General features: G+C 70.6%; 21 protein-coding genes and 1 pseudogene. 13 read left to right on the plus strand and 9 right to left on the minus strand.

Annotated features, from left to right (window positions below; translation table 11 throughout):
- Positions 1-136: 136 nt before the first annotated feature.
- Positions 137-1,035: pseudogene (locus tag AB0R04_RS28460) on the minus strand (site-specific integrase); the annotation flags it as partial.
- Positions 1,036-1,444: 409 nt separating this feature from the next.
- Here AB0R04_RS28460 and AB0R04_RS28465 point away from each other — a divergent pair.
- The 6 genes from AB0R04_RS28465 (at position 1,445) to AB0R04_RS28490 (ending at position 6,272) form a co-directional block, all read left to right on the plus strand.
- A complete protein-coding gene (locus AB0R04_RS28465; protein ID WP_363376193.1) occupies positions 1,445-2,626 on the plus strand; it encodes an alpha/beta hydrolase in 1,182 nt (393 codons plus the stop codon).
- Between the two features lie 154 nt (positions 2,627-2,780).
- Positions 2,781-3,071 (plus strand): hypothetical protein, encoded by a 291-nt coding sequence (locus AB0R04_RS28470; RefSeq protein WP_363376196.1) that lies wholly within the window; start codon positions 2,781-2,783, stop codon positions 3,069-3,071.
- A 144-nt stretch (positions 3,072-3,215) separates the two neighbouring features.
- Entirely contained in the window at positions 3,216-4,802 is a 1,587-nt protein-coding gene (locus tag AB0R04_RS28475) for an MFS transporter (RefSeq protein ID WP_363376199.1), read from the plus strand.
- Positions 4,803-4,807: 5 nt separating this feature from the next.
- Entirely contained in the window at positions 4,808-5,440 is a 633-nt protein-coding gene (locus AB0R04_RS28480) for a TetR family transcriptional regulator (protein WP_363376202.1), read from the plus strand.
- A 226-nt stretch (positions 5,441-5,666) separates the two neighbouring features.
- Entirely contained in the window at positions 5,667-5,993 is a 327-nt protein-coding gene (locus tag AB0R04_RS28485) for a hypothetical protein (protein WP_363376204.1), read from the plus strand.
- A gap of 84 nt (positions 5,994-6,077) precedes the next feature.
- Entirely contained in the window at positions 6,078-6,272 is a 195-nt protein-coding gene (locus AB0R04_RS28490) for a hypothetical protein (protein ID WP_363376206.1), read from the plus strand.
- A 129-nt stretch (positions 6,273-6,401) separates the two neighbouring features.
- On the opposite strand, the gene AB0R04_RS28495 is transcribed toward AB0R04_RS28490, so the two are convergent.
- A complete protein-coding gene (locus AB0R04_RS28495) occupies positions 6,402-7,454 on the minus strand; it encodes an alpha/beta hydrolase family protein (RefSeq protein WP_363376208.1) in 1,053 nt (350 codons plus the stop codon).
- A 114-nt stretch (positions 7,455-7,568) separates the two neighbouring features.
- Here AB0R04_RS28495 and AB0R04_RS28500 point away from each other — a divergent pair, with 114 nt between their 5' ends.
- On the plus strand, positions 7,569-8,192 hold the full coding sequence (locus tag AB0R04_RS28500) for a TetR/AcrR family transcriptional regulator (RefSeq protein ID WP_363376211.1): 624 nt from the start codon (positions 7,569-7,571) through the stop codon (positions 8,190-8,192).
- Between the two features lie 83 nt (positions 8,193-8,275).
- Here the strand turns inward: AB0R04_RS28500 and AB0R04_RS28505 are convergent, their stop codons facing one another.
- The 3 genes from AB0R04_RS28505 to AB0R04_RS28515 form a co-directional block, all read right to left on the minus strand.
- Positions 8,276-8,656, minus strand: a complete 381-nt coding sequence (locus AB0R04_RS28505; protein WP_363376213.1) for a hypothetical protein — start codon at positions 8,654-8,656, stop codon at positions 8,276-8,278.
- Positions 8,657-8,908: 252 nt separating this feature from the next.
- A complete protein-coding gene (locus AB0R04_RS28510; RefSeq protein ID WP_363376215.1) occupies positions 8,909-10,570 on the minus strand; it encodes an alpha/beta hydrolase in 1,662 nt (553 codons plus the stop codon).
- Positions 10,567-10,896 (minus strand): hypothetical protein, encoded by a 330-nt coding sequence (locus tag AB0R04_RS28515; protein ID WP_363376217.1) that lies wholly within the window; start codon positions 10,894-10,896, stop codon positions 10,567-10,569. The genes AB0R04_RS28510 and AB0R04_RS28515 overlap by 4 nt, the downstream gene beginning before the upstream one ends.
- Positions 10,897-11,679: 783 nt before the next feature.
- On the opposite strand from AB0R04_RS28515, the gene AB0R04_RS28520 reads away from it, so the two are divergent.
- Positions 11,680-11,874 (plus strand): hypothetical protein, encoded by a 195-nt coding sequence (locus AB0R04_RS28520; RefSeq protein WP_363376220.1) that lies wholly within the window; start codon positions 11,680-11,682, stop codon positions 11,872-11,874.
- A 118-nt stretch (positions 11,875-11,992) separates the two neighbouring features.
- Here AB0R04_RS28520 and AB0R04_RS28525 read toward each other — a convergent pair whose 3' ends face one another.
- Entirely contained in the window at positions 11,993-12,862 is an 870-nt protein-coding gene (locus AB0R04_RS28525; protein ID WP_363376221.1) for a hypothetical protein, read from the minus strand.
- A gap of 844 nt (positions 12,863-13,706) precedes the next feature.
- Here AB0R04_RS28525 and AB0R04_RS28530 point away from each other — a divergent pair.
- Entirely contained in the window at positions 13,707-18,776 is a 5,070-nt protein-coding gene (locus AB0R04_RS28530) for an RHS repeat-associated core domain-containing protein (protein ID WP_363376222.1), read from the plus strand.
- 81 nt (positions 18,777-18,857) lie between these two features.
- Positions 18,858-19,901, plus strand: coding sequence for a hypothetical protein (locus AB0R04_RS28535; RefSeq protein ID WP_363376224.1), 1,044 nt, complete (start codon positions 18,858-18,860; stop codon positions 19,899-19,901).
- A gap of 1,319 nt (positions 19,902-21,220) precedes the next feature.
- On the opposite strand, the gene AB0R04_RS28540 is transcribed toward AB0R04_RS28535, so the two are convergent.
- Positions 21,221-21,718 (minus strand): hypothetical protein, encoded by a 498-nt coding sequence (locus tag AB0R04_RS28540; RefSeq protein ID WP_363376225.1) that lies wholly within the window; start codon positions 21,716-21,718, stop codon positions 21,221-21,223.
- 86 nt (positions 21,719-21,804) lie between these two features.
- On the minus strand, positions 21,805-22,245 hold the full coding sequence (locus AB0R04_RS28545; protein WP_363376227.1) for a hypothetical protein: 441 nt from the start codon (positions 22,243-22,245) through the stop codon (positions 21,805-21,807).
- A 200-nt stretch (positions 22,246-22,445) separates the two neighbouring features.
- Here AB0R04_RS28545 and AB0R04_RS28550 point away from each other — a divergent pair, with 200 nt between their 5' ends.
- The gene (locus tag AB0R04_RS28550) at positions 22,446-23,150 is read left to right on the plus strand and encodes a hypothetical protein (protein ID WP_363376230.1); all 705 of its coding nucleotides are present in this window, start codon (positions 22,446-22,448) and stop codon (positions 23,148-23,150) included.
- A 312-nt stretch (positions 23,151-23,462) separates the two neighbouring features.
- On the opposite strand, the gene AB0R04_RS28555 is transcribed toward AB0R04_RS28550, so the two are convergent.
- Positions 23,463-23,687 carry a helix-turn-helix transcriptional regulator gene (locus AB0R04_RS28555; RefSeq protein WP_363376232.1) on the minus strand — a complete coding sequence of 75 codons (225 nt, stop codon included), beginning with the start codon at positions 23,685-23,687 and terminating at the stop codon, positions 23,463-23,465.
- Positions 23,688-23,888: 201 nt separating this feature from the next.
- On the opposite strand from AB0R04_RS28555, the gene AB0R04_RS28560 reads away from it, so the two are divergent.
- Both AB0R04_RS28560 and AB0R04_RS28565 read left to right on the plus strand, forming a co-directional pair.
- Positions 23,889-24,791 (plus strand): hypothetical protein, encoded by a 903-nt coding sequence (locus AB0R04_RS28560; RefSeq protein WP_363376235.1) that lies wholly within the window; start codon positions 23,889-23,891, stop codon positions 24,789-24,791.
- Positions 24,788-26,533 (plus strand): hypothetical protein, encoded by a 1,746-nt coding sequence (locus AB0R04_RS28565; RefSeq protein ID WP_363376238.1) that lies wholly within the window; start codon positions 24,788-24,790, stop codon positions 26,531-26,533. The genes AB0R04_RS28560 and AB0R04_RS28565 overlap by 4 nt, the downstream gene beginning before the upstream one ends.
- Positions 26,534-26,541 lie beyond the last annotated feature (8 nt).

Below are 26,541 nucleotides of genomic sequence, written 5' to 3' on the forward strand. Positions count from 1 at the left end.
GGGTCTTCCAGGGGCACGAGAGCGTCCTAGCCTGCCAGCTCGCCCTACTCCAGGCACTGGGCGAGCTCGGATTCACCAGCTTCGCAGATTTCGGCGGGGCCGCTTCACCTCTTGACGGCAACGGTTGACGGCAACGTCAGCGGACGGGTGCTGCACAAAGTGGCGGGTCGTCGCCGTCATCGAGCTCGGCAGTGGCGTCTGCGGGGTGGCGGAGGGCGTTGCCGAGGAGATCGATGGCGTCGCGCTGGAGTCGGAGTCGGACGTGGGCGTACACCGTCGCGGTCACCCCGATGTGGGCATGGCCCAACAGCTCTTTGATGACGACGAGTTCGACGCCCTGTTCCAGGAGGAGGGTCGCCGCCGAGTGCCGGAGGTCGTGGAAGCGGATGCGGCGGAGCCTGGAGCGGCGGAGCAGCGCGGTGAAGTGGCGGGTGAGGGTGGCTCCCTCGATCGGGGCGCCGTTGGGCCGGGTGAAGACGTAGCTGCTGTCCTTCCAGGCCGCCCCCGCTACTTGGCGTTCCTGGCGCTGCTGGTCGCGGTGCCGTTCGAGGGAGCGCAGGCATGGGGTGGGCAGCGCTCCGAACTCTGGGTCTTGGTCGGCAGGGCGATCAGGCCGCCGGAGTTGGTGCGCTGGAGGGTTCGGCGGATGCTGGCGGTTCCGCCGGCCAGGTCGAGGTCTTCCCAGCGCAGGCCGAGGAGTTCGCCCTTGCGGAGTCCGGTGCGCAGGGCGAGTTCGAACAGCGCGCTCAGCCGGTGCCCGCTCGTGGTGGCGAGGAACGCGCGGGCCTCCTCAGCAGTGAGGGGTTCGAAGCGGCGGGCTCGGGGTGCGCCCATCCGGACGTTGCGAGCCACGTTGCGCGGGATCTCTTCCTCCCGGACAGCGTGCTCCAAAGCGGACTTGAGCACGGAGTGGATGTAGGCGTGGGTCGGCGGGGAGAGCCGCTTGCCTCAGCACGTGCCGGTCGCACAGCATCGGGGCTGGTCACCGGCGGCATCGAGGCCGCAGGTGCAGCACTGGCAAGTGGTGCCGAGCTGGCCCCGCGAGATGGGTGCAATCCAGGGTCACGGTCCAGCAGTCAGCTCGGGCGAGGTGTCGTCGGACGGCGAGGGGAGGACATCGCACTGCCGTATGGATGTTCCTCGAGCCGAAGATCGTTGAGCCCGGGCGGAGTTCAGGGTTCGCGTGTCTGTGGTGCCTGGGAAGAACCGTAAGCCGGTGCATGGAGTCGACGGTGTGGCCGACGTGGGCTCCGATGCACTGCAGGGCGGGCCCGCCGGGGCGCTCAACTCTGTGCAAAGGTGGGCGACTTGCGCAAGGGCGGGCGGGTGGAGGTGGGGTCGTCCGGGAGGGGGTGGGGGCGGCGTGGCGGGTGCGACCTGGGGTGGAGGGGGTTACGTCGTGGGCAGGACGCGGTGGGGGTGGGGGCGGGCCTAGCGTGGCGGTATGTCGACTAATTCTCGGTGGCGGACTGCTGCGCTGCTCGCCGTGCCCATTGCCGTCCTGATTTCGCTGGCCGGTCCGCAGGCCGCGCTGGCGGCTTCCCCGACGGCCGGAACGCTCTCGTTGAGTGCCGAGACGGAGGCGCCCCAGGTGCCCGCGCCGACGACGCGGCGGCCGGTCGGTGCCACGTCGGTCCACTTGGTGGACAAGTCCCGGCACGATCCCTGGCGGGCGGACGCCGCCAGTCGCGAGCTGATGGCCACCCTCTGGTACCCGGCGCAGCCCGCGCGCGGGGAGCACGGGGAGCAACTGCCGTACGTCTCACCCGAGGTGTCGTCCGCGCTGTTCGGCACCCCGGCTGTCAGCGAGGTGCGGACGGGTGTGAAGGCCCGTACGGTGCCCGCGCCCGGGCGGCACCCGGTGGTGGTGCTCTCCCCCGGTTACGGCTACAGCCGCACCTCGCTCACCGCCCTTGCCGAGGACCTCGCGGCCCGGGGCTACGTGGTGGCCGCGCTGGACCACACGTACGAGACGGTCGTGCAGTTCCCCGACGGGCGGGTGGAGACCTGCCTGATCTGCGATCACGTGGACGACCAGCGGGCGGCCGAGGTCACCCGCAGTCGGGCGAAGGACATCAGTTTCCTGATCGACCAGTTGACCGCGCCCGGCCCCGGGCTCGTCCGCGGGCTGCAGGTCGACCGCTCCCGGATCGGCGCGGCCGGCCACTCGATCGGCGGCGCGAGCGCCGTCGAGGCGATGAGCGAGGACCGGCGGATCCGCGCCGCCGCCAACCTGGACGGCGACTTCTTCGCCCCGCTGCCGGCCGACGGCCTCGCCCGCCCGGTACTGCTGCTCGGCGCCCAGCGGCACGCCGGCAGGCCCGCGACGGCCAACTGGGACGAGACCTGGCAGCACCTGACCGGCTGGAAGCGCTGGCTGGACCTGCCGGAGGCCGGCCACCTGTCGTTCTGCGACATGCACTGGCTGGTGGACTCCCTCGGTGTCCGCGACCAGTTGCCGCCCGACACCACCCCGGAGCAGTACGGCACCATCAAGGGTGACCGCGCCCTCGCCGCCACCCGGGCGTACCTCGGCGCGTTCTTCGACCGGCACCTGCTCAACCGCCCGAGCCGGCTGCTGGACGGCCCCTCGACGGCCTTCCCGGAGGTCCGCTTCGCCAAGTAGCGAGTGGCGAGTGGGCCGAAAACCACGGTGCGGCCCGGCGCGGCCGATCAGGTGATTCGGCCCCCGCAGGGCCGTGACCTGCGGCGGATCGGGGCAGTCCTCCCGGCGCAGCCGCCATCCGCGGCGGCTCCCCCGGACACTCTGGAGTGACGACATGCGACGGATCAGCAAGGCGCTCGGCGCGGTGGCCATGGCCGCGGCGGTGGCAGTGGCGGTGCCCGGTTCGGCCCAGGCGGCCACCGGTCAGCTGCGGGTCGGGTTCAAGACCTACAACAACCCTTCGGGCTGCTACCAGAGCGACATCTGGCCCCTCATCGTCGAGAACCTCACCGACAAGCCCGCCGACGTCCACGATCGGCCGGGCTGCGAGGGGCCTGTCATCGGTGTGGTGCACCCGGGTGAGACCGCGACGTTCGAGTTCGGCGCGAGCGTGAGAATCGCCTGACCCTTCGGACGGTGAAGAGGCCGGTCGGCCCGACGTGACGTCGGGGCGGCCGGCCTCTTCACGCGAGAGAGGAGAGAAAGTGACAGCTCACTTTCATTTGAGCGTCTACACTCAAATGAGTGCTGTCTCTCTCGGAGGTGTTCCTTGTCGTCCCCGGTGTCCGCCCCGCCGGTCACACCCGCGCTCCCCGCGCCCGATCCACGACGCTGGTGGGCCCTGGTCGCCCTGGTCGCCGCGAATCTGGTGCTCGGCTTCGACACCACGATCCTGAACGTCGCCCTGCCGTCGATGTCCGACCAACTGGGCGCAGACAGCGGCCAGTTGCAGTGGATCGCGAACAGCTACCTCGTGCTGTTCGCCGCCCTGATGCTCCCGGCGGGGCTGCTGGGCGACCGGTTCGGCCGCCGCCGCATGCTCGTCTGCGGCCTGGGCGTTTTCCTGGCCGGCTCGCTGCTGGGCACGGTGGCGCCCACGGCCGGGCTGGTCATCGCCGCCCGTGCACTGATGGGCGCCGGGGCCGCGCTGATCATGCCGTTGGCCCTGTCGGTGCTCCCCTCGCTGTTCGCGCCCCAGGAACGCACCCGGGCGCTCGGCGCGATCTCCGCGGTCTCCGCCCTCGGTCTGCCGTTGGGCCCACTGATCGGCGGGTGGCTGCTGGAGCACTTCTGGTGGGGCTCGGTCTTCTTCGTCAACGTGCCGCTGGTGCTGGTCGCGATCGCCGCCTGCGTCCTCCTGCTGCCCGAGACCCGGGACCTGGCCTCGCCCCGGATCGACGCCCTTTCCACGGCCCTGACCGTCACGGGCCTGGGCGCGCTGATCTTCGCGCTCAACGAGGGGCCCGCGCGCGGCTGGACGGGCCCGCCGATCGTGGGCGCGTTCCTCGCCTCGGCGGTACTGCTGGCCGCCCTCGTCCGGCGCGGGCACGGCCAGGCGCGGCCCCTGCTCGACGTGTCCCTGCTGCGTGAACCGGCCTTCCTGTGGAGCACGGTGGCCGCCACCTTGATCTCGCTCGTCCTGGCCGGGCTGATGTTCGTACTGCCGCAGTACCTCCAGGACGTCCTCGGGTACGACGCCCTGCACGCCGGACTGGGGATGCTGCCCCTGATGGCCGGGATGGTGATCGCCTCCAAGGCCACCGGGGCGATCACCGCCCGCCTGGGCGCACGAGCGGTGATCACCGGCGGCCTGCTCGCACTGTCCGCCGCCGCCTTCCTCGGCGCGACCACCCGCCCCGGGTCCGGCTACGGGCTGACCGCGCTGTGGCTGGCGGTCGCCGGGCTGGGGATCGGCGCCGCCGTCGTGCCAGCCATGGGCACGGCGCTGGGCTCACTGCCCGGCGAGCGCGCGGGCAGTGGCTCCGGACTGCTGACCACCGTACGACAGTTCGGCGGCGCGGTCGGCGTGGCACTGCTGGGCAGCCTGCTGGCCGGCACGTACACCGCACGCCTGGGCGCCGCACACCTGGACGCCGTCGGCCTGCCCGCAGCCGAAGCGGCGGCGGCTGCGGACTCGGTCGGCGCCGCCCACGCCGTCGCCGCACGACTGGGCTCCGAGCGCCTGGCCGCCACCGCCGACAGCGCGTTCCTGCACGGCCAGAGCCTCGTCCTGCTGGTGTCCGCGACCGCCGCACTGGCCGTGGCACTGTTGGTGGCCGCCCGCCTGCCCTCCAGCGCCGCTGCCCCCGACCGCGCCCCCGCACCCACCCCCACCCGCAGGAATGCCGAACAATGACGTCCATGTCCTCCGCACGCACGACGGCCGCTGCTGCTGCACAGTCCGAGACCCCCCGGCTCGGACTGCGCGAGCGCAAAAAGATCGAGACCCGCCAGACGATCCGCCGGGCCGCCTACCGACTGTTCGCCGAGCAGGGCTACGACGCGACCCCGGTCGAGCAGATCGCCGAGGCCGCCGGGGTCTCGCCCAGCACGGTCTTCCGCTACTTCACGACCAAGGAGGACATCGTCCTCACCGACGAGCAGGACCCGCTGCTGGAGGCCGGACTGCGGGCCCGCCCGGCCGGGGAGCCGATCCTCGAATCCCTGCGGCACGTCGTCCTCGACGTCCTGGGCCAGCTCGCCGCCACCGAACACACCGAACTCGTCGAGCGCACCCGCCTCGCCCGGGAGGTGCCCGTGATCCGGGGCCGTACGGCCGAACAGGCCGCCCGGGACGCGGACATGCTCGCCACCGTCCTGGCCGAACGTGCCGGGCACGACGCCGACTCGTTGGAGATCCGCGTGATCTGCGTCGCCGTCATGGCCGCCGTCGACGAAACCCTGTGGCAGTGGGTGGCCGACGGCCAACGGGACGACCTGGAAGACCTCGTCAACCGGACCATGGACCTCCTTGCCAACGGCATGAAGCCGTGAGCAGGGCCGCCGCGATCCGCCCGTACGGGGAGAGGTAAGCCCAGCCGAGGCCCCGGCCCGCACCGGGCCCGGACCCGGACCCGGGCGGGGGCTTCTCGCCGACTCCCCGTAGCGGTTCTAGTTGTTGAACTGGGGAGGCGTGCTCATGCGAATGGGCCGATACGCAGCTGGACTGCAGGGGGACTGATTGCGGAGCCCCATCCCCCACCAAGGAGGTCCCTCCCCCATGAAACGACTGCTCCTCGCGACCGGCATGGCCGCCGCGATCCTGGGCCTGACCAGTGTCTGCACCGCCGGCACCGCCGCCGCGGCCGACGGCAGCACGCACCGGGCCACCCCCGGCAAGCGGGTCGGCGAAGTGATCCGGTGCGAGGAGGTGAGCAGCGAGCCCCCGAACGTGATGGGCCGCTCCTGCGACAGCACCACCTGGGGTCCGCTGGAGAACTTCGTCGTCATGGACCGCACGACACGCGCCGGGTACCAGTGTCAGAGCGGCTGGGCCGAGGGCTCCCTGTGGGTGAACGGGCAGAACTGCCGCCCGATCCCCGCCTGATCGGCGGTCGGCTCCGGCTGCCGATGTGAGCGGCACCCGGAACCGCCAGGCAAGACGGAACAAACCTTCCACCAAGGAGCACCGATGAGCCCGATCGACAACTTCCTGGAGCTTCTCTCAGGAAAGCAACTGCAGTGGTTCCAGCAACAGTCCAAGACCAGGCAGGCGGCGATTGCCGCCCAGTGGGTCGGTGGCGGCCGGACCCCGGAGGACATCGTCGAGGGCAACGGAGGCCCTGCGCCCGAAGGCGGCCGGGACGCCCTTCCGGACCTTCAGTAGGCGGCCCCCCGGCTTGCCTGCGCGACCACGACAGGCCCCCGCCCCGGCCACACGGGCGGGGCGGGGGCCTTCCGCGGCGACGAAAGCGCCGGGCCAACCGGCTCAACCGGCTCAACCGGCTCAACCGGCTCAACCGGCCAGGGTGTCCTTCAGCCAAGGGGCGATCACGGCCATCGCCTCGCCGAAGCGCGAGATGGCGCAGTGGCCGGTGTCCGGGATCAGCTGGACCCGGGTGTCCCGGCGCCCCTCGAACACCAGGGTGTCGTCCAGTGGGACGTGGACGTCCTCGGTGCCGTTGACCACCAGCATCGGCCCGTTGGCGTCCTGGTCCAGCAGCGGGCGCAGGTCGAATGCCGCGAAGGCCTTCTCGAGTTCGGCCCCGCTCGGCGCGGCGTCGAAGCCCAGGGCGTTGCCGACGATGCCGTCCATGCCGAAGGCGAAGCCGCGACCGGGAGCGAAGGAGCGTTCCACCGGGCCGCCGAGCACCACGGAGGCGTCCACCGACCCCGCCAGTCCGGTCCGGGCGGAGTAGTAGCCGCCCATCGAGATGCCGAAGTGGCCGACCTTTCCGTTGCCGGCCGCGCGGGCAAAGGAGACCAGTCCGGCGATGACCTCGGCCCCGCCGTCCGGGGTCATCGGCAGGTGGGCGGTCTCGCCGGTGCCGGGGAGGTCGAACAGCAGCAGCCGCGCCGGGAGGGTGAACGCGAGCTGCTCCCACATGCCGTGCAGGTCGGTCTTCCAGGAGTCCACGCCGCCGCTGGCCAGCACGACCGGCGCGTCGGCGGGCAGGCCGGGGGCGGCCATCAGGTGGATCGGCAGGGTGGCGTCGCCGCCGCGGTACGGGACGGTGACCATGCGGCGCTCGAACTCCACCGGGAAGCCGGGGGCCGCGAGGACGTACTGCCCGACCTGGCGGGCGAGCGCGGTTCGCTTCGGGTCGTCGGCGAGCGAGGGGAACTTGGCCCAGCCGTACGCCTGCGCGGCCAGACGGTGGCGCCCGGCCTCGGCGTGGCGGGCGGCGAGGGCGGACCACTCGTACACCCAGCTGCCGGGCCGGTCGGGCCACATCTCGGTGACGGCGGCGCGGACGGCGTCCACCTCGTCGGCGGGGAGGCCGAGGGTCATCTGCGGGTAACGCTCGACGAACAGGTCCTGCGGGTCCAGGGGCCAGGTGAAGGACATAGTGGTGCCTCCTGCTGCACTTAAAGCCGGGACGCTTGCATTAGCGACTATGCGCCCGAGCAGCGCCTAATGCAAGCGCTCTTGCGTTAATGTGGTGGCCGAGGTGATCGACACATGACCGAAGAAGAGCCGGAGCCAACGCCGGAGCCGGCGCCGGAGCCGATCCGCCGCCGCCCGGGCGGCCGGGCCGCGCGCGTCCGCCAGGCCGTCCTGGCGGCCGCCACGGAGGTACTGGCCGAGGAGGGCATCGACCGGCTCAGCATCGCCGGGGTCGCGGCCCGCGCAGGGGTCAACGAGACTACGGTGTACCGGCGTTGGGGAAGTCGGGAGAAGCTCGTACTGGACGCCATGCTCACCGGCAGCAACGAAGGCATCCCAGTCCCCGACACCGGAGCCGTCCGCACCGACCTGGCCGCCTTCGCCCGCGCGCTGGCCGAGTACCTCGCCACCCCGACCGGCCGCTCCGTCGCCCGGGCGGCCGCGCTCAGCTCCGACGACCCCGACCTCGCCGAGGCCTGGCAGACCTTCTGGCAGTCCCGCCTCGACCAGGCCGGCGTCATCGTCAGCCGGGCCGTCGAACGCGGGGAACTTCCGACGGGCACCGACACGGCCCTGGCACTGGAACTGCTCTGCGCCCCGCTCCAGACCCGCTGCCTGCTCGGCCACCGCCCGATCGAGCCGGATCTGCCGGAGCGCCTGACGGACATGGTGCTGGACGGCCTGCGAGGGACGGCCTGAGAGGGAGGAGTCAGGGAACCGCCCCGCGGCGTCACCGGGGTCCGCGGTCGACCGCCGGTCGGCGCGGCCAGGGCGAGGTGAGATCAGCTAGGAGTCTCCGTTGCTGCGGGAGGCATCAGGCAGGGGGTTCTGACCCTGAAGGCCAGAAGCCCTCCGCTCGTGGTCTCGACGGTGATCAGGTATCGGCTCGATGCCTGGGATGCGTCGAGGACTGTGTCCACCTTGCCGTTGACGCTCTCCCGGTAGCCGTCGATCTTGAAGCCCTGCTGTTCGAGCATCGCGCGGACCTTGCGGACGGCCTCAGGATGCTGTTCGAGTGGGGTGGAGCTGTAGACCGCGTACATCAGTTTGTACCGGCCGTCCTCCCGGACCTCGTCATTTTTGCCGACGCAGTCGCTGAAGAGCGGCTTGGCGCTGCCGGGGTCGAGGACTGCTCCGGCGGTCTGCGCCATGTACTCGGTCATGTGTTGGGCCCAGTCCTGGGCGTCCTGGCGGGCCTTGACGGGGAGAGGATCGTTGGGCCCGGGCGTGGACATGCATCCTCCGAGGATCAGTGGCAGGCAGAGCGCTATCGCGGCAGCGCCCAGACGTCGGGCTCCGACACGGCGTGCGGCGGGTCGTGGAAGGGGGAGCGGCACAGTGAGATTCCTTGCGGCCGAGACGGGGGTGAGCAACCGGAACAGCCAGGCCGGCCCTGGTCGGCCCAGCTTTAGCGGTCACGGGGGAGGTGGCGGGCTGTCGTGCAGCTTGGGAACCGTGGTCGGCGGCCTCCCGATGATGAGGCGGCCCTGGTTGTCGAGGCTCTTGCCGCCGTCCCAGTACCCGCTGTGTCCGGATGTGTCGACCTCGAAGTTGTTCCCGCCGAACCGGTCGATCATCGGATCGTCGCCGAGAGTGAGTCCTGCGGCGATTTCGATCGGGTCGTCCGCCGCCCTGCCGGTCCAGAAGTGGCTCGGGTCGATGTGGAGCTGGTCGGCACGCTGGACGGTCATTCCGGGACTCGCGATGGCGACGATGTCGTCGGCGCCCAGTCCGTTCCCACCCGCGGCGGCCGCACCTACGAGCGTCGTCCCATAGCTGTGGCTGAAGACCGAGAGATGACTGTGGTGGTCGCCCTGGGCGACCCGGGTGCCCTGGGTGAACTGGCGCAGGGCCTCGGCGCCGTCCTCGGCCCGGGACGTCCAGCCGACGGAGAGGTTGTTCGCTTCCACGACCGGGATCTCGGGGGCGTCGTATCCGAGCCAATAGACCACCGACACCTTCGGATTCTTCCCCTCCGACGCCGACATCGCGGCGTCCTGCATGTCGTTGACGCGTGCGAGGTTCCCGTGCGTGCTGTCGATCGTCGTTCCCGTCCCCGGCACCAGGACTGCGGTGTGGTCGGCGGTGTCGGGGTTCCCCATGGCGATGATCGTCTTACCGTCGCCGTCGTAGGCCTTGGCATCGAACCCGAGCAGGAACAACTGCTTGTCCTCGGCCGCGCTGTCGCGCTGGTCGAGCTGCTCCTTGAACTTCACCAGCTTTGCCTGGAGGGCGTTGTACTCGTCGGACGTCATGCCGCTCCCGCGCGGGTTACCGGCCTCCAGCGCGTCCAGTTGCTGATCGAGGACCAGCCGGTTCGCCTCGTCCCGAACCGTTGCGGGCAGACCGTCCAGCCCTCCGACCTTGTCCGGGTACAGCGCGATGTAGCTGCTCTGCTGCTCAGGGGTCAGCGACTTCCACCAGTCGACGGACTTCTGCGGGTCCTTGTTGTCAGGGACGTACAGATCGAGGCCGAGGTCCTTCGCCACGTCCTTCACATCGGTGGCGGTCTCGGCGGTGGAGCCGAACACCCTCGGCCGGGTCAGGATGTCGGCATCGAGGCGGCCGAGGGCACGCTCCCCCTGGTCGTTCGCCTCTTTCGCATCGGCCAAAGCTCTGTTGATCCGGTCCTGCGCGTCCCCCTGCAAGGTGGCCAGCGCCTTGCGTGCGGGGTCGGATCTGGCTTCGGGATCATTCTGCTCGCCCTTGTCCAGCGGCGGCAGAGCCACTGTCCCGTCGGAGCCGACGGTCAGGCCCCACTCCTCGGCGCGGTGCACGGCGTTCTTCAGGTTGGTCTGTGCCTGGTAGATCCGGTTGGCGACGGTGTCCAGGGTCAGTGCGACAGAAGCGGACTCGACCCGCACGATCTCCAGGGTCTGCTCGGTCCGGCCCAAGGTGGCGAACGCCAGTTTCGCGTCGTCCCCATCCCAATTGGAGTGTCGCAGCGGTCCGTTGACCTGGTTGCGATGCCTGGTGTCGGCGGACTGGGCGCCGTTGGACAACGCGCGCCACGCCTTGGCGGCGTCATGCAGTCCGGTCGGGTCGAAGCTGAGCAGCAGTTCGAAGTCGTTGCTCACTGGCCCGGCTTCTCCCACGCCTCGCCGATCTTCTGCTTGTGCCAGACCTCGACGTTGGCGTGCTCGTTGTTCGTGTAGGCCTGCGCCGTGGTGGTGAGGTTGTCGGCCGTCTTCTTGAGACGGTCGCCGATCCCCGACAGCACGGGCTCCCAGCCGCCCGCCACCTGGCCGAGCCGCGCGGCCACCGACCAACCCGTCAGCTGACCGACAGCCGCGTGACTGGCAGTAACGACTGCCTGGCAAGGCTTCGCGAAGTCCTCGCCGATGGCCCGCGCCACACCTGCGGACTTGTATATCTCACCCGGATCAACCTTGAGATCGCCCACTGGCTTCCCCTCCCGACAGCCTTCGGTCAGCAAGCAGCCTATTTCTGTGATCGACCGATCTCTATCCGCATAGATACTCATCCGAAATCAGATGATTAGTCTTGTTCTAGCGAAACGAGGCCTTTGCGCCGCTTCTGCACCTGCGCCGGCCGCCGTCGTGGAGGCTGTCGACGACACCGTCCAGCACGAGCTCGGGGTGTCCCGCGCGTGGGACATCACCGGCGCAAAACCAAGCCCCTCGGCACCTGGGCCCCCACCAGCCACCTCGAACAGGCGGCCTCAAGCAACACGGGGACGGTCACCGGGCCCTGGCCTGCTCAGAAGCGGCCACAACCGCCCTGAACAGGCGGGGCACTCCCGCTTCACCAGCACAAACGCCGAACGGCGTCTCCGGACAACAGAACGGCCGGTCGACTGTTGAGTCGACCGGCCGTTCATATGTGGCCAACCGACAGAATCCGTTGACCTGCGGAGACGCCTGGCCGGCCGAGCACCACTTCCCACGTCGCCGGAGATCGTCTCCCAGGGCCCTCGTCCGGCCGACCGGAGGCGGTGTGCGCTGCCCGCTGCCCGGGGCCTTCCCTCTGCTCGGGTGAATGTCGCCTGCTGGGGCACCGACCTCAGCCAGCCGGTCCGGAAGGGGCCGTCACCCTACGTGCGCTGCGCTGTTCTCCACGCCGGCACCTGGAACGGCGGCGGCGAACGCCCCCCGTGCGGCCGCGCGGTGAGCACTTGTACACGGTAGGAAGAGAGGAGCAAGAACCCTCTGTCCAAGGAGCACTCATGAGCGCGGTCGACAACTTCCTGGAGCTTCTCTCAGGAAAGCAGCTGGACTGGTTTCGGCGGCAGTCCCCGGCAAAGCAGGCGGCGATCGCCGGTCAGTGGGTTGGTGGCGGGAGGACGCCGGAGGACATCGTCGAGGCCAACGGAGGCCCCGCGCCCGAAGGCGGCCGGGACGCCCTTCCGGATCTTCAATAGCCCTTCGGTCCCCGGATCGATCAGCCGACTCCGCTGTTGCCTGGCGGCCCATCCGTTCGGACAGCAAAACGGCCGGTCAGCTGTTGGGTCGACTGGCCGGTTGCGGCATACGAGTTGATCAGGGGGCGACCGCGCCGCCCGTGGCTTCGTTGATCACTCTGGCGTAGTCAGAGAGTTTGCCAGCCTTGGAGCATTCCATCATGTCCTCGTAGAGGAACATGAAACCGCCAGGGACACTACCTCGGGGTGTGTTCCAGGCGCTCATCTTGTCTTTCACCGCCGTTGGGTCGTCGCCCCTGTTGCAGTTACCGCCGTTCTCATCGTGGACGCTCCACAGACCGGGGTCGACCGGCATGCCCAGATCCCGCGTCCACTGCTGGGGGTCGTTGCTCGCCCCGCCGCTGTAGGCCTGCAAGTACACGCGATCCACAAACGCACCGAGGCCATCCTTGACACCCCTCCAATGCGCGACGTTTGTGTAGGGGGCGAGAGTGAAGCCGGTGTAGCCGATCACCTGTGTCATCTTCGCGAACGTGACGGTCGAGTCGGCGTCGTAGCATTCCTCGTCGTCGTTGTTGATTGCGTCGGCCCCGGTCGCCTTCCGCAACGCCTGAAAGTTTCGATACAGCACGCTGGACGGGCCGGTTCCGTGGCGGCCGATCGAATCCTTGATGATGCTCCAGTCGTCGCCGCCCGCTTCACCGATGGAGAGTTCGAGCCGGGTGACGGACGTGGGCTGTTGCTTCTTCAGCGTCGCCAGATGGCTGGGCCACTCGGGGTCGCCGACGTAGGCACCGTCGGAGACCAGTTTGCGGTCCTTGCCGTAGCGGCCCTTGCAGTAGTACAGGTCACCCTGCTTATCGATGTTCAACTTCCACAGAATGACCGTCGTGAAGCCCGAAGCGCGCAGGTCGTCCATCGGCACTTGGCCGAGGTCATACAGGTTGTGCTCGCCATAGACCGCCGACCGGCCAGCCGACGCGCTCACGAGAGCCACTCCGTCACACCCAGCGCGCAGCATTTCGATCGCCGACCGGGAAGACCTCCGACGGCCAGCCTGGTCCCACCATTTCGACACCGCATACCCGCACGTCCGTTCATTGGAGTCAAGTACCAGGCCGCGCAGGCGGCCTGGTACTTGACTACCCTCCCCGTGTTCCAGCCCCCGGCAGATCACTCGGGTGCTTGGCAGGACATGCCCGGATGCCTCACATGGTCGCCACATGAACTCGACACCCTCCAAGCCGCCAGCCGGCCCGGCGCCGCACCCCCAACAACTCCCACTACTGGACCCCAGGCGCCACAGCACCGAACCCTGACCCCTACCCCACGCACCCATCCTGACCAGCACAAACGCCGAGGGCCCTCACGAAAGCGTGAAGGGCCCTCGGCGTATCCGGAGGTGCGTGAGGACCTCGAAGTCGGAGCCGGGTTGGGATGGATGACGAGTTCCCGTTTGCGTGGGGCAGCGCGCATGACGGTGGATGCGACATCGGGCCGGCCATGCTCCGGTGCTTTGGGCCCGCTGCAGATGCTGCGTTGGGTGCCACGTGCTACGCCCTTCGCGGCGTGTGCGAGGGCGGCCGTTCGGGTGGTGGCGGTGCGCGTGGAGGCGGAGACTAATAGTCAGTGCACAGATGATGCCTGTCGTGTGATGTTCTGCCCCCGTGTGCTCCAGCGCGGTGCCGGCCCCTGGTAGGGGCTGGTTCGGCTACCTGCGGACAGGACCAGGGGGGCCTCAGCGGTGAACGGCGCCCGCCTCCGTCTCACTGACCGGGTCGTCTCGTGTGCCGTCCGGCAAGCCGACTTCCGAGGCACAGGGAGTTCGTGTCATGAGTTCGCCGAGTTTCTTTACCCAGGGCGGCAACTTCGCCAGCGCGGTGTCGGGTGGGGTCGATCCGCGCACAGGCCTGTTCACTGCCGGGATCACGCTGGGTCACCTGGTCGGCAACCGCAACCTGGGCCCGGCCCTGCCGCTGGAGCTGAGCTACTCGCCGCTCAGCCAGGCGAACTACGGCTTCGGTCAGGGCGTTTCACTGGGACTGACCGTCTACGACAAGGACGCCGGCCGACTGAGCCTCGCCAGCGGCGATCAGTACAAGACCCGGGAGGTGCCGGACAAGAAGCGGGTCGAGCTCTCGCAGAACCCCCTCGTCACGGTCAGCATGACCATGGACGACAGCTCCTACAAGATCGTCCACAAGTCCGGTGACGTGGAGATCCTCACCGGCCCGAAGGACGGCTACCCGCTGAAGGTGCCCACGGTCCTGCTGACACCCGCCGGTCGCCGGCTGGACCTGGAGTGGCAGCACAAAGGTCAACAGCCGTACCTGACGAAGGTCTCCGACGAGAACAAGGATGTCCTGCTCACCGCGGACTACACCGACCAGTCCCGTCCCGTCATCAAGGTGCTGCCGGGCCAGGACGAGGCCTTCAACGTCAACCTGAAGTTCACGGACGACCGGCTCACGGAGGTAAGCCACACCGACCCCTACGGCAAGGAACTGCTGAAGTGGGACCTGGTCTACTCCGTCGTGGGGAAGGACGGGGCGTGGGGGATGTGGCTCACGGCCGTGACCCTGCCGGGCGGGATGACGGAGTCCGTCGTCTACAGCGACGACGGGCACCAGTTCCCGACCACGGCCCCACCGGAGCTGAAGCCCCTGCCGTACGTGACCATGTTCAGGCAGGACCCAGGGGCGGGCCAGCCCGTGGTCAAGTCGACCTACACCTACAGCGACTACAACTTCGTCGGCGGCCAGTCCGGTGTGGCCTGGGACCCGGGTTCGGACAACCTGTACGCGATCGAGGACTCCGGCTACACCTACTACTCGGTCGAGTCGCGGGCCTGCGCGGGCCAGACCACGGAGGTCAAACGCACCTACGACAAGTTCCACCTGCTCGTCGAAGAGTACGCGCACCAGAACGGCTACTCGACGACCACCCGGACCGTGTACAACGTGGTGCCGGGCGCGTCCATCGACAAGCAGCCGGCAAACTTCCAGCTCCCCAAGACCCGCACCGTCACCTGGGGCAAGCCCGACCCCCAGCATCCGGGCACGTCGAAGACCCGCTCCGAGACGACGGAGACCGTCTTCGACACGCAGGGCAACCCGGTCAGCCGGACCGACCCCGACAAGACCATCACCACCTGGGCCTTCTACCCCGCGACCGGCAGCGAGGACAAAGACCACAAGGACTGCCCGCCCGACCCCAACGGCTTCACCCGCTTCCTCAAGAGCGTCACCCGGACCCCGCCGGACACCGGGGAGTTCAAGGCACCTGTCTACGCGACCACCTACACCTACGAGGCCGCGAGCACCAAGGACACGCGGGTGCCCAAGGTCGTTCTGAAGTCGAAGGAGTCCCATCAGGGCGACGGCACGCTCCTCGACGAGACGACCTACAGCCACGAGACGACTGATGCCAAGGAGTTCGGCCGTGTCACCGGCACGGTCGAGACCGAGTACCCCGACGGTGCCAAGGGCACCTCTTACGCCGCGACCCACACGTTCACGTTCAAGGTCGACGGGGACGCTCTCCTCCAGAGCCACACCCTCACGGCCGACGACAAGGTCAGGAAGCTCAGGGTCACGCGTTCCCAGACGCGTTCGCGTTTCACCGGGCGCCTGCGGGCGGTCACGGACCCGCAGGGCAGCAAAGCGGAGATGACCTACGACCACCTGGGCCGCCTGGTCAAGCGCACCGTGAACCCCGACACGGCCCATGTCGCGACGCAGACCCACCAGTACGCGCTCGGCCCGGGCGGCAAAGGGTTCGTGGTGACGTCCACCGACGCCCGCGGCAACCAGGTCCGCGACACCCTCGACGGCGCCGGCCGGTCCGTCGCGACCGAACGCCTGGACATCGACGCCACCAAGCCCGACTGGTTCACGCTGAGGACTGCCGGCTACGACGAGCAGGGCCGCGCGGCCACCGCCACGGCCTTCGACCTCACCCGCGACGGCACCACCGCGAAGCTGGGTCAGACGGTCACCTACGACGACTGGGGCCAGCCGCTGACCACTGAGAACACCGACGGCCCCACCAGCCTCACCCGGGTCGATCCCGTCGATCAGACAGTCACCACCCAGGCGCTGAAGAGCACGACCGTGGCCACCGGCACCCAGGTCACCACCCACGACCTGCGCCTGCGGCCGCTGAGCGTCGAACGCTTCGAGCGCGGCTCCGCCCACACCCCGCGGGGCAAGCGCACGATGGAGTACGACGGCTGGGGCCGGCTCCGCAGGGCGACCGACGAACTCGGTCACGTGACGCTCCACGACTACGACGTGCGCGGCCGGCTCACCCTCACCACCTTGCCCGACGGAACGAAGATCTCCCGCACCTACGCCCCGTTCTCCGCTCAACCGCTCGCCACCGGCGTGAGCGTCGACGGAACGGCCTACGGAACGCAGACCTTCGACGCCCTGGGCCGGCGAACCTCCACCACCGCGGGCCGACGCACCTGGTCCTACCGGTACGCCCAGGACGCCGACCCCCGCCCGGCCCGGGCCCAGGCACCCGACGGCCAGGCCAGCACCTACCAGTACGCAATCGAGCTGGGAAACGCCCTCACCGAGGTCAAGGCCGGCACCATCACCCAGGCGTTCACCCGCGACCCGGGAACCGGAGCCCTGACCGAGGCCGTCGAGGGCGCCGTCACCCGCACCCGCGACTACTACCCCTCCGGGCTGGTCAAGGCCGACACCACCAAGACCGACACGAAGACCCTCACCACGAAGGCCGCCTACACCGTGGCAGGCCTGGAACACAGCTACACCGCGGTCGACGGCGCCGTCCAGAAGACCACCCGGGACGAGTACGGCCGCACCGAGGCACTCGTGGACGGCGACGGCACCCAGGCGGTCGTCGACTACGACGACATCGGCCGCGTCAGCGGATGGACCGCCACCGACACCACCGGCCACAAACTGACCACCGAACTCGCCCTGGACGACTTCGGCCGCGAAGCGAAGCGCACCATCACCGACGGCAACAAGAACTCCTGGACCCTCACCCAGGAATGGAACGACAACGACACCCTCGCCCGCCGCACCCTCACCCACAGCGGCAGCACTACCCCGCTGCGCGACGAGAAGTACACCTACGACAAGCGCAACCGCCTCACCGCCTACACCTGCCAGGGCACTGCGCCCCCCAAGGACCACCGCGGCAACGCCGTCACCGCCCAGACGTTCACCTACGACGCCTACGCCAACATCACCACCTGCCAGACCGCTTTCTCCAGCGGATCCGATACCGCGACCTACCACTTCTCCGCCGACGACCCGTGCCAGCTCACCCGCGTCGAGCACACCCACCACGACTACCCGAGCGCCACCCTGGCCTACGACAAGGCCGGACGCCTGACCACCGACGACACCGGACGCACCCTCACCTACGACGCCCTGGGCCGCCTGCGCACCGCCGGCACCACCGGCGCGACGAGCACCTACGGATACGACCCGCTGGACCGCCTCCTCACCCAGACCACCGGCACCGCCACCAGCGTCCTGTCCTACCGCAACGGCACCCTGGCCGCGGTCACCGAGAACAGCACCAGCACCCGCCTGCTGCAGCTCGCCTGGGCGTGCGCCGCCCAGCACCGCACCGACGACACCCGTCTGCTGGGCACCGACGCCCAGCGCACCGTCCTGCTCGCCACCGGGTCCAAGACGCCCGAGGAATACGCCTACACCCCCTACGGCGACCAACCCCCGAAAGCAGGCGCCAGCGTCCTCGGCTACACCGGCGAACGCACCGACCCCGACACCGGATGGCTGCACCTGGGCAACGGCTACCGCCCCTACCACCCCGGCCTCATGCGCTTCACCGCACCCGACAGCCTCAGCCCCTTCGGCCCCGGCGGCATCAACCCCTACGCCTACTGCGCCGGCGACCCGATTAACCACACCGACCCCACCGGCCACCTCAGCTGGGGAGCCTGGCTGGGCATCGGCCTCGGCATCCTCGGACTCGCAGCCGCGGCCTTCACCGGCGGCGCCTCCATCGTCGCCGCCGGCGGACTCATCGCCGCCCTGGAAAGCGCCTCCGCCACCAGCCTCGTCTTCGGAGCCCTGGCGGCCACTGCCGACATCACCGCCATCGCCGGCGGCGCACTGGAAAAAGCCTCCCCCAAAGCCTCCTCCATCCTCGGCTGGGTCTCCCTCGGCACCGGCCTCGCAGGACTGGGCAGCCTGGCCTCGCTCGGCCGCGCCACAGAAGGCATCGAAATCGCCACGGAGGCCGCCACCGCAGCCGAAATGTCCACCGGAATCGAAGGAAGCACCTTCCGTGAACGATTCCCCTACGCACACCTCGGGGAAAACACATTCGGCGCACCGGACCACGAATACCCCCTTCCGGCAGGCCGCACGCACACGACTGGGGGCCCGCACCGCATGCCGGAAGGGCCCGAATGGAACCCCCTGAAGAACAAACTTCAAGGATCGGTCGACTGGCTCAACGGGAGGTACAACGACCAGCGCCTAGCCCCTGAATTCGGATTCGGACGTAACCGTAATATGCGAATGCTGGCGGGGCTGCAGATGAACGACGAGAATAAAACGATCTTCATGGGCAGCAGCGGCCCGCTGACCGGAAACACCCGACTGACAGGAATATCGCAACTCGTAGACACGAATAAATTTTGGCACATGGAGTATCCGCAGGGTCTGATGGACGCCAGAAATACTGTCGGCGATGTATCGGACTACAAGTGGGGGTGCGCCGAGGTCGATTGCATAGAGCAAGCGTGGAAGGCCGGTTACAGGGACTTCGCAGGTGCGCGCAGCATGGCGGCGATGCCCACCGGACAGGCAGGCTCACTGAGGCCCAGGTGGGTAGAGCCCTGCCATGGCGACAAATACCTCCTGGGATACTTCGGGATCCTGTGGTAGCGCACGGCCTCCGGGCCGCACGGACGCCGAGCCGCGAATTCAATCGAACCGGCCTCGCTGCAGCGAACGAAGGAAAGTGTCATGACGGAATCCACGTGGGACAGGGTGACGAGCCTGAAGGCGGTCATCACGGACAGCGGGCAACAGGACTGCCAGATCTACGCGAACGGCCTTAACCGGATCAGCGTGACGGTCTTCATCGAATGCCGGGACACCGACGACAAGGTCATGGAGGTCCCCCTCGACCACCTCGCCGACAAGACTCAATTCATCCAGTACACCAGCAAGGAGAAGCTCACCTGGAACGGCTCCTCCGGATGGTGCTACACCCACCAGAAGAACCAGTTCACCGCGATCCCCGACCTCGGCAGCGGCAAGAAGCCGGACGGCGTCGGCCAGCAGATCACCTTCTACGTGTACTGCTCATCTGATACCGCGACCTCCATAAATATCGGTGTCCATGTGGCGACCGACACAGGCAAGGATTTCTGGCTCTCCTACGATTCCGAATCTTTCCACACTCCGGTCAACTTCCAGCCTAAGGCCCCCTTCGCCTACGGGATAGACGACGTCGACTGGCGTCACGAAAAGGCCTCCTACTGGCTCCCCGACGTCTACAAGGAGAACGAATGGAAATTCAATCCCGTCAATTACTATCTTTCCTGCAAGCGCCCTAGATTCAAGTTCGTCACGTTCGACGCACACAGCTACCAAAGCGCAGCTCCCAGATACAATAAAATGTGCGTCTATCAGTTGACAAGCCAGGGCCCGGACTATTCGCACTGGTATGCATGGTTCCACGGGGCGTATGTCTGGGACGATGAACCTCACGAGAAGGCCCAAATGATTGCGGGGGCCTCCAACGCCTTCTTCAACCTGGGCGACTCGCTGGTAACGGTCTACGACAGTGGGGCGTCCGACAAGAATTGGAGTCTGTGCTTCACCTGGGTGGAGTCGGGCAACTCGAAGGAAGGGAGTTACTGTTTCGACTCCGTTGAAGAAGGCTTTTCCGGTGCCCGCTTGGATTGGGGTACATACGTCATCGTCTACGACCAGTACGGGAATTCGGGCAGGTTCGACCTCGACACGAGTGACATTCTGAACAGCCTGGGTATCAAGGCCTGACGTTCCTGTGCCCGCCTGCGGGGCGGCGGGCTGCCTGCCCGGTACCCGTTTCCTCCCCGCCGGAGCTCTGAAGGTCCCGGCGGCCAGGAACGGCCCGGGCTCCTGCGGCGGGGCGGGAACGCTGTGCCGAGCACGCGTCGGGCGTCGGCGCACTGTCGTTCGCATTGGTGCCGGGCGGGTCACCGGGGCTGTGGGCCACGGCGCGTTGCGGCCGGGCGTGGCATGGGCGAGGCGACCGCCGGGGAGCGGAGGGGCGCGGTCGTCCCCGGCGCGGGGTGCCCGGCCGGTGCCGGACGGTCTTCGGGGCGTGGTGAGGGCGTTGGCGGCCCGGGCCGGGGTGGCCGACGTACCCGTGTCGCTGCGGCGTCCGGTGCCGGTGGCCCGTCCGCCTGCGTGGCCGCGGCACGTGAGCGCCCCGGTCCTGTGCGGCGGGGCGCCGGACGGGGCCGCGGTGCTCCTGCTCGGCGGCGGGCGGGAGGAGCCGGTCCGGTTCGGGGCGCTGTGCGGTGTTCCGGGTGATCGGGACGATGGCGGCGGACGGCCTGATCGTCCGGCTGTGCAGGGCGGTGTCCTCGGCCGGCGGGGTCGTGGTTCTGGTGGTCGCCGTGTCTGCCCGGTACGGGCGCCCGCGTCGTTCCGTGTCGCTTCGGCGGAGCCTTCGCCGCACGTCCACGGTTTCGTCGGCACGGCGACGGTGCAGGGCGGCCGGGACGGTGGCGGCCCGGGGTCCCACCGCACGAGAACGGCGGCTGTGTGGCAGAGGTCGTTCCCGGCTGGCGGGCTTGCCGTCGGTGCGCCCGGGCCGGCCGGTGGGGAGCGGCTGCGTCACGTCCCGCAGGGCCCGCTCGGTCCGGGCGGTGACGGTCACTACCGCATCGCGGTGATCACGGGGTCGAGCCCGGGAGCCGGGCGTCGAGGCGGGCCTGGCCCGCCACCCGGGGAGGCGGGCGTGGGGGTGCTCCGGGGCCGGGTGAGGACAGGCGTGCCCGTCCTTGCGGATCGGCAGGCGCTCGGCGGCGACGGTGCTGACGGCACAGCGGGAGGCGTCCCGGCGGTCGATGAACGGGCCGCAGTGGCCGTCGGGGACGACGGCGTCCGGGATGCGCTTCGCGCCGGTGGGGTCGCGTCGTTCACGGTGCGGTGGTTGCGCTTGCCGAAGCGCAACCAGATCCGGGATGCGTGCGAGGGGGTCGTGCCCGTCGCGGACGTGCCCGTGCCGGGCCGCTCCGGTGGCGCGGTGCGGTGCGGCCCGCCGGCGGACGGCCGACGCCTGCGGCGCCGCGGGCGTCACCGGCAGCCGCGCAGGGTGCGGGGGCCCGTCAGATCGCGGCGGTGCGCGGCGGCGGAATGCGGAACAGGACGTGGCGGGCCTTGCGGACCACTTCTTCCAGCAGGCCCTGGCGGGCGAGTGCGCGCAGCCCTTTGCGTACCTCGCGGCGGGAGGGGGCGTTGACGGCGGTGCGGACGTCCTCGGCAGACCACAGGCGTCCGGGGGACTGGCCCATGAGCGCGAGGACCAGGGCGGTGTCCAGGGGCGTGGCTTCGGCGGCGCGGGCCGGCTCGGGTGCCGGGCGGGCCGGGGCGGTGGGAGGGGGCGGTGGGGCGGTGGTGGGCAGGGTGAGGGCGAGGTGGGGCGGGCGGGCGACGAGGTCGTCCCACAGGGCGGCCAGGTGCGGCAGGTCGGCGGCCGCGTCCCGCAGCCGCCCGTACATCGCCGCCTGGGCGGCTGCTTCGCGGGCGCGGCGGTCGAACTCGGCGGCCAGGGCCTGGGCCTGGGCCGGGGTCTTCACCTCGCTCCAGGACCGGGGAGTCTCCACCAGCGGCACGGTAGCGGTGGCGCGGGCGCGGGCCAAGCCCGGTGCCGCCGCTGTCCCCCGTGCGGGTGACAGCGGCTCAGGTTCCGTCACCAGCTCAGGGTGTGGGTGCCGTCGGGAAGCCACCCCTGGAGGTACCCGTCGAGGAACACAGCGAGTTCGTGCGGGCGGACGGCGGCCTCGCTCCGCAGGGCGGCGACGGGCCACCAGCGCCAGGGGCCTGGTGCCGGCCCGCGCGGTGGCAGTGGGAACCCCGCGGGCGCGATCACCAGCGCCAGGTGGGCGGGGCCGCCGTGCGCCGGCGCCGTGTGCGCGCTGGCGGCGACGGCGGCCAGGCGGGCCCGCGGCAGGCCCCACCAGCGCCGGGCCGCCAGCAGTGCGGCCTGCGGGCAGGCCGCGCGGGCGGTCGCCGAGGTGAGCGGCGGTGTCCACCGGCCGGCCGCCTGGTGCAGCAGGACCCGCTCGGCGGGACGGTCCAGCAGGACGACGGCGACGGCCCGGCGGGGGCGCGCGGATCGCAGGGTGCGCATGGTCACCACTGTGCGCGCATGCCATTGGAATGGCATGCCGGTGTGCCGCATCCGGGTGCGGACGGGGCGGGCGCGCCGTGCGGGCCGGGCAGCCCTGTGGGCTGCGGGCCGTCGCCGCAACGCGGGTGCGGTCACTCGTCAGGGTGGAGATCCGTATTCGCACCATTGCGCACGGTGATGACGGCTCTAGGGTTGCGGCCATGGACGGGATCACCCTGACCTGGGAGGCCGCGCTGACGGACCCGGCGGCCGCAGTCGCGCTTCTCAGGGAGTTCGAGGAACAGGCCGAGCAGTACATCGTCCGCTCCCGGACCCTGCGGACATGGCTGGAGAACGTACCGCCCCTGACCGGCCTGGACGCCCCCGGCGATGCGGGCCCGGCACAGGACACCGCTCCTGGTGCCGCCGGGCCGGACACCCGTGAGGGCCCGGAACCCCGTCCCCGCGGGGACGGGCCCGCCGGGGGCAGCAGGGACGCCCCCGCCCCGGACGCCGGGCAGCTGTCCGGCACCGGCGCCCGAGGCACGGACAGGTCCGCGCCGGCAGCCCGCGCAGGCGCGACCGGGGACCCGGACGGCATCCACCGCGCACCGGACGGGACCACGTGGATCGTGCCGCCCCAACGCCGCCCCACCCCGCCCGCCACGGCGGGCGGGGTGGGGCCCGTCCTCGCCGAGCGGGTCGCACGCGCGCTGGAACGCATCCCGCACGGCCGGAGCCTGACGGCCGGCCACGTCGCGCGGGAGATCGGCCACGCGAACGTGCGCAGTGTGCGCCCGGTCCTGGACCGGATGGCCGCGCAGGGCCTGCTGGTGAAAACCGAGCTCCACCCCCGGGCCGTGGTCTACCACCGCACCGCGCCCGCGAGCCCGGCCCCGGGCCCCCCGGAGGCGCCCGTGCCCTGACCCGGCCGCGCGCACGCGCGCAACGAGGCCGGGCCGCCGCCGACTCCTACCTCGGCGACGGCCCGTGACGACCCTCGGACACACAGCTGACACCCATGTCATCGGCCGTGCCCGCGCCCCGAGGGGCCGGGCACGGCCAGGCGCGGCGGCCCCGGTCGTTTCCCGGCACCCTAACGCGGACGCGGGAGCCCGCGGGCCGATGAGCCGCGCCTTCACCCCAACGGGTGCCCCGCGCCGTCGCGCCGGGCGCCCGGTACACGGACAGGCGCCATGCCCCCACCTTCTTCCCCGTCCCGTTCGCCGGGCGGGCGTTCACACCCTGCGGCCGGGCCACAGGTCCCGGTCCAGGGCCTTCTCCAGGCCGGCGATGGTCAGCAGGTCGGGCCAGACCTCGCCCTGCAGCACGTTGGCGATCGTCAGCCGGCTGGCGCCGGAGCGGCGGGAGAGCTCCGCGACCGACCAGCCGCACTCCTCCAGGGCGAGGGCCAGGTTCAGGGCCAGGGCCTGGGCGACCCTGGCCCCGTGATGGTCAGCCAACGGGGCCCTCGGCCACACCCGGGCAGTACCGCCGCCGGCAGGCGCGGGGAGCGCGTAGGCGCGCGGGCTGCGGGATCGGCTGTCTCCTCGGGGCACGGACCCCAGTCTCACCCATGCGGACCTCCCGGTTCGCCCCCGCGGCCCCCGAGCCACGCATGCTATTCCAATGACACCCCGCCGGGGGTGTTCATCTGGAGGCACATGATGGACCGCCACATCGCCCGCTACCGGCCCGTGCACGCACCACCGGCCTGGCAGCGGGTCGAGGCCGAGGTCAAGGCCACCGTCGCCGCCGCGCTGCCCGACACGACCTACCGCGCCCGCGACCTGCTCACCGCGCTGACCCGCCTCGCGGTGTTCGCCGACCACCACGGCCACCCCGTCGACGCGAGGCGCTGGCTGGAGGAGGCCGTGGTCGAGCACTTCACCGCCACCGCGCTGACCGGCATCAGCCCGGCCAGCCGCGCCAACTACCGCGCCCGCCTGAACGCCATCCGCACCGCCGCGTTCGGCCCCCAGCGCCCCGCCGGCGTACCGCTGTCCGGCTCGAAGGCCTCCCCTCCCTACGCCCGGGCGCACAAGGCAGCGCTGTGGGCCTGGGCCGCGGGCCAGCCCACCGAGGAACTGCGCCGAGGCGTGCGCGTGCTGCTGGCCGTCGGCTTCGGGTGCGGCCTCGACAGCCCGGAGGTCATCCCGTTGCGCGGCCACGACGTGCGCGTCCTGGCCGACGGCGCCTGCGTCGTGGCCGTGCGCGGCCCCCGGGCGCGGCTCGTGCTGTGCTCGCGCCCCTACGAACGTGCTCTGGCCGAAGCCGCCCGGCACGCGGGCACCGGCTGGCTGTTCCGGCCCTCCAGCCACACCCGCGGCACCAACACCGTCACCAACTTCACCGCCCGCACCACGGCGGACAGCAGGGTGCCGCGCCTGGTCATGGGCCGCTGCCGCGCCACCTGGATCGTCGAGCGCCTGGACGTGCCCATCCCGCTGCCGGTCCTGCTGGCCGCCGCCGGACTGGACTCCCTCCACGCCCTGTCCCGCTTCCTTCCCCACCTCAGGGGCACCAGCCCCGACACCGCCGCCGCGATCCTCAGGGAGATGCCGTGACCCACCCCGCCCACCGCGTCCCCCGCCCCGCCCTCACCGACCACGCCCGCCACCAACTCCCCGGCCGCCACCAGGCCGTGACCCGCGCCGAAGCCACCCGCGCCCGCCAGTTCGTCGACCGCACGGGCGCCGTCGCGCCCATCACCCGCGCCCTCACGGCCCGACGCAAGTCCCCGGCCGGACGCCCGCGCACCGTCACCGTCCAGGCCCTGCTCACCGGCATGACCCTCGCCTCCTGGCGCAGCAGCGGCCGCGTCGTCCTGGCCGACGTCGCCGACCTCCTCGCCTACCGGCTCCCCACCGCGGCCCGCACCCAACTCGCCCTTCCCCCCTGGCCCGAGAGCGCCGACGGGTTCGAGGCCGCCTACCTCGCGGTGCGGCGCACCTTCCACGACGTCGAGGCCGTCATGGACCCCTCCCCGCTGCCCAAGCACCGCCTCAAGCGGGACGACGCCGCCGCCCTCGAAGCCGCAGCGGACCAGCGCGAACTCGACGCGCGCCGCACGCTGCTGGTCGAGGTCACCAACCGCATCGTGGAGGCCTCCCTCGCCCCCGCCCGCCCCCTGATCGACGAGTACTGGGACGGCTCCGTGGCCGTCGACGCCACCCCCGTGCGCACCTTCTCCGCCGGCCGCCACCCCACCAGCGACCACACCGCCACCGACCCCGACGCCGCCTGGTACGTGCGCGACGGCGACCACCGCGACCGCCCCGACACCACCACCGGCCGAACGGGGAAGACGAGGAAGGCCCGGCGGGCGCTGTTCGGCTACGAGGCCACCCTCGTCGTCTGCGGCGACACCACCCCCACCCGCGACCTGCCCCCGCACCTTCGACTCCCGGCCCTGGCACTGGCGTTCACCGTCCACAAGCCCGGACACGACCCCGCCGGCAACGCCCTCACGGCCCTGAAGGACCTCAACCGGCGCGGCTACAAGCCGGGCTGGCTCGCCGCCGACCGCGCCTACAGCAGCGCCCAGCCCGACACCTTCCACCTCCCCCTGCTCGACCTCGGCTACCGGCCGATCTGGGACTACCGCCGCGACCAGCTCGGCATCCAGGGCAGCCACGCCGGAGCCCTGCTCGTCGACGGCACCTGGTACTGCCCGAACATCCCCGCCCCGCTGATCACCGCCACCGCCGACCTCCTCAACAAGAAGATCGACCGCACCACCTGGCGCCACCGCGTGGATGCCCGCCCCGCCTACCGCCTGCGCCCCAAAGCCGCCCCCGACCCGCGCGGCGCCCGCCGCCTGCTGTGCCCGGCCGCCGGCACCCACCCCACCGCCGCCTGCCCCATCAAACCCCGCAGCCTCGGACGCGACCCCCGCCTCATCCCCATCGACCCCACCCCCAACCCGGGCGGGCACCCCGAGGTGTGCGTGCGCGAGTCCCTCACCTTCCACCGCGACACCGGGATCCGCTTCCGCCAGGATCTCGACCACGCCCGTCCCGACTGGGTCCACCTCTACTTCCACCTGCGCAACCGCGTCGAGCACTTCAACCAGTACGCCAAGGACCACGAAGCCCTCGAACGCTCCCGCACCCGCCGCATCCGCGGCGTCGCCGCCCAGTCCCTCCTCCTTGCCTTCCAGCTCGCCCACGCCAACCACCGCAAACTCGCCGCCTGGCTCGACACCCTCCAGAGCGCCACCCAACCCGCCCGCCGCCGCCCCACCAACCGCTACACCCCGAACAACCCCGGCAACTGGACCCCCAGGCGGCACAGCACCGAACCCTGACCCCACCC

Source organism: Kitasatospora sp. NPDC056731 (genome assembly GCF_040687675.1).
Classification (GTDB): domain Bacteria; phylum Actinomycetota; class Actinomycetes; order Streptomycetales; family Streptomycetaceae; genus Kitasatospora.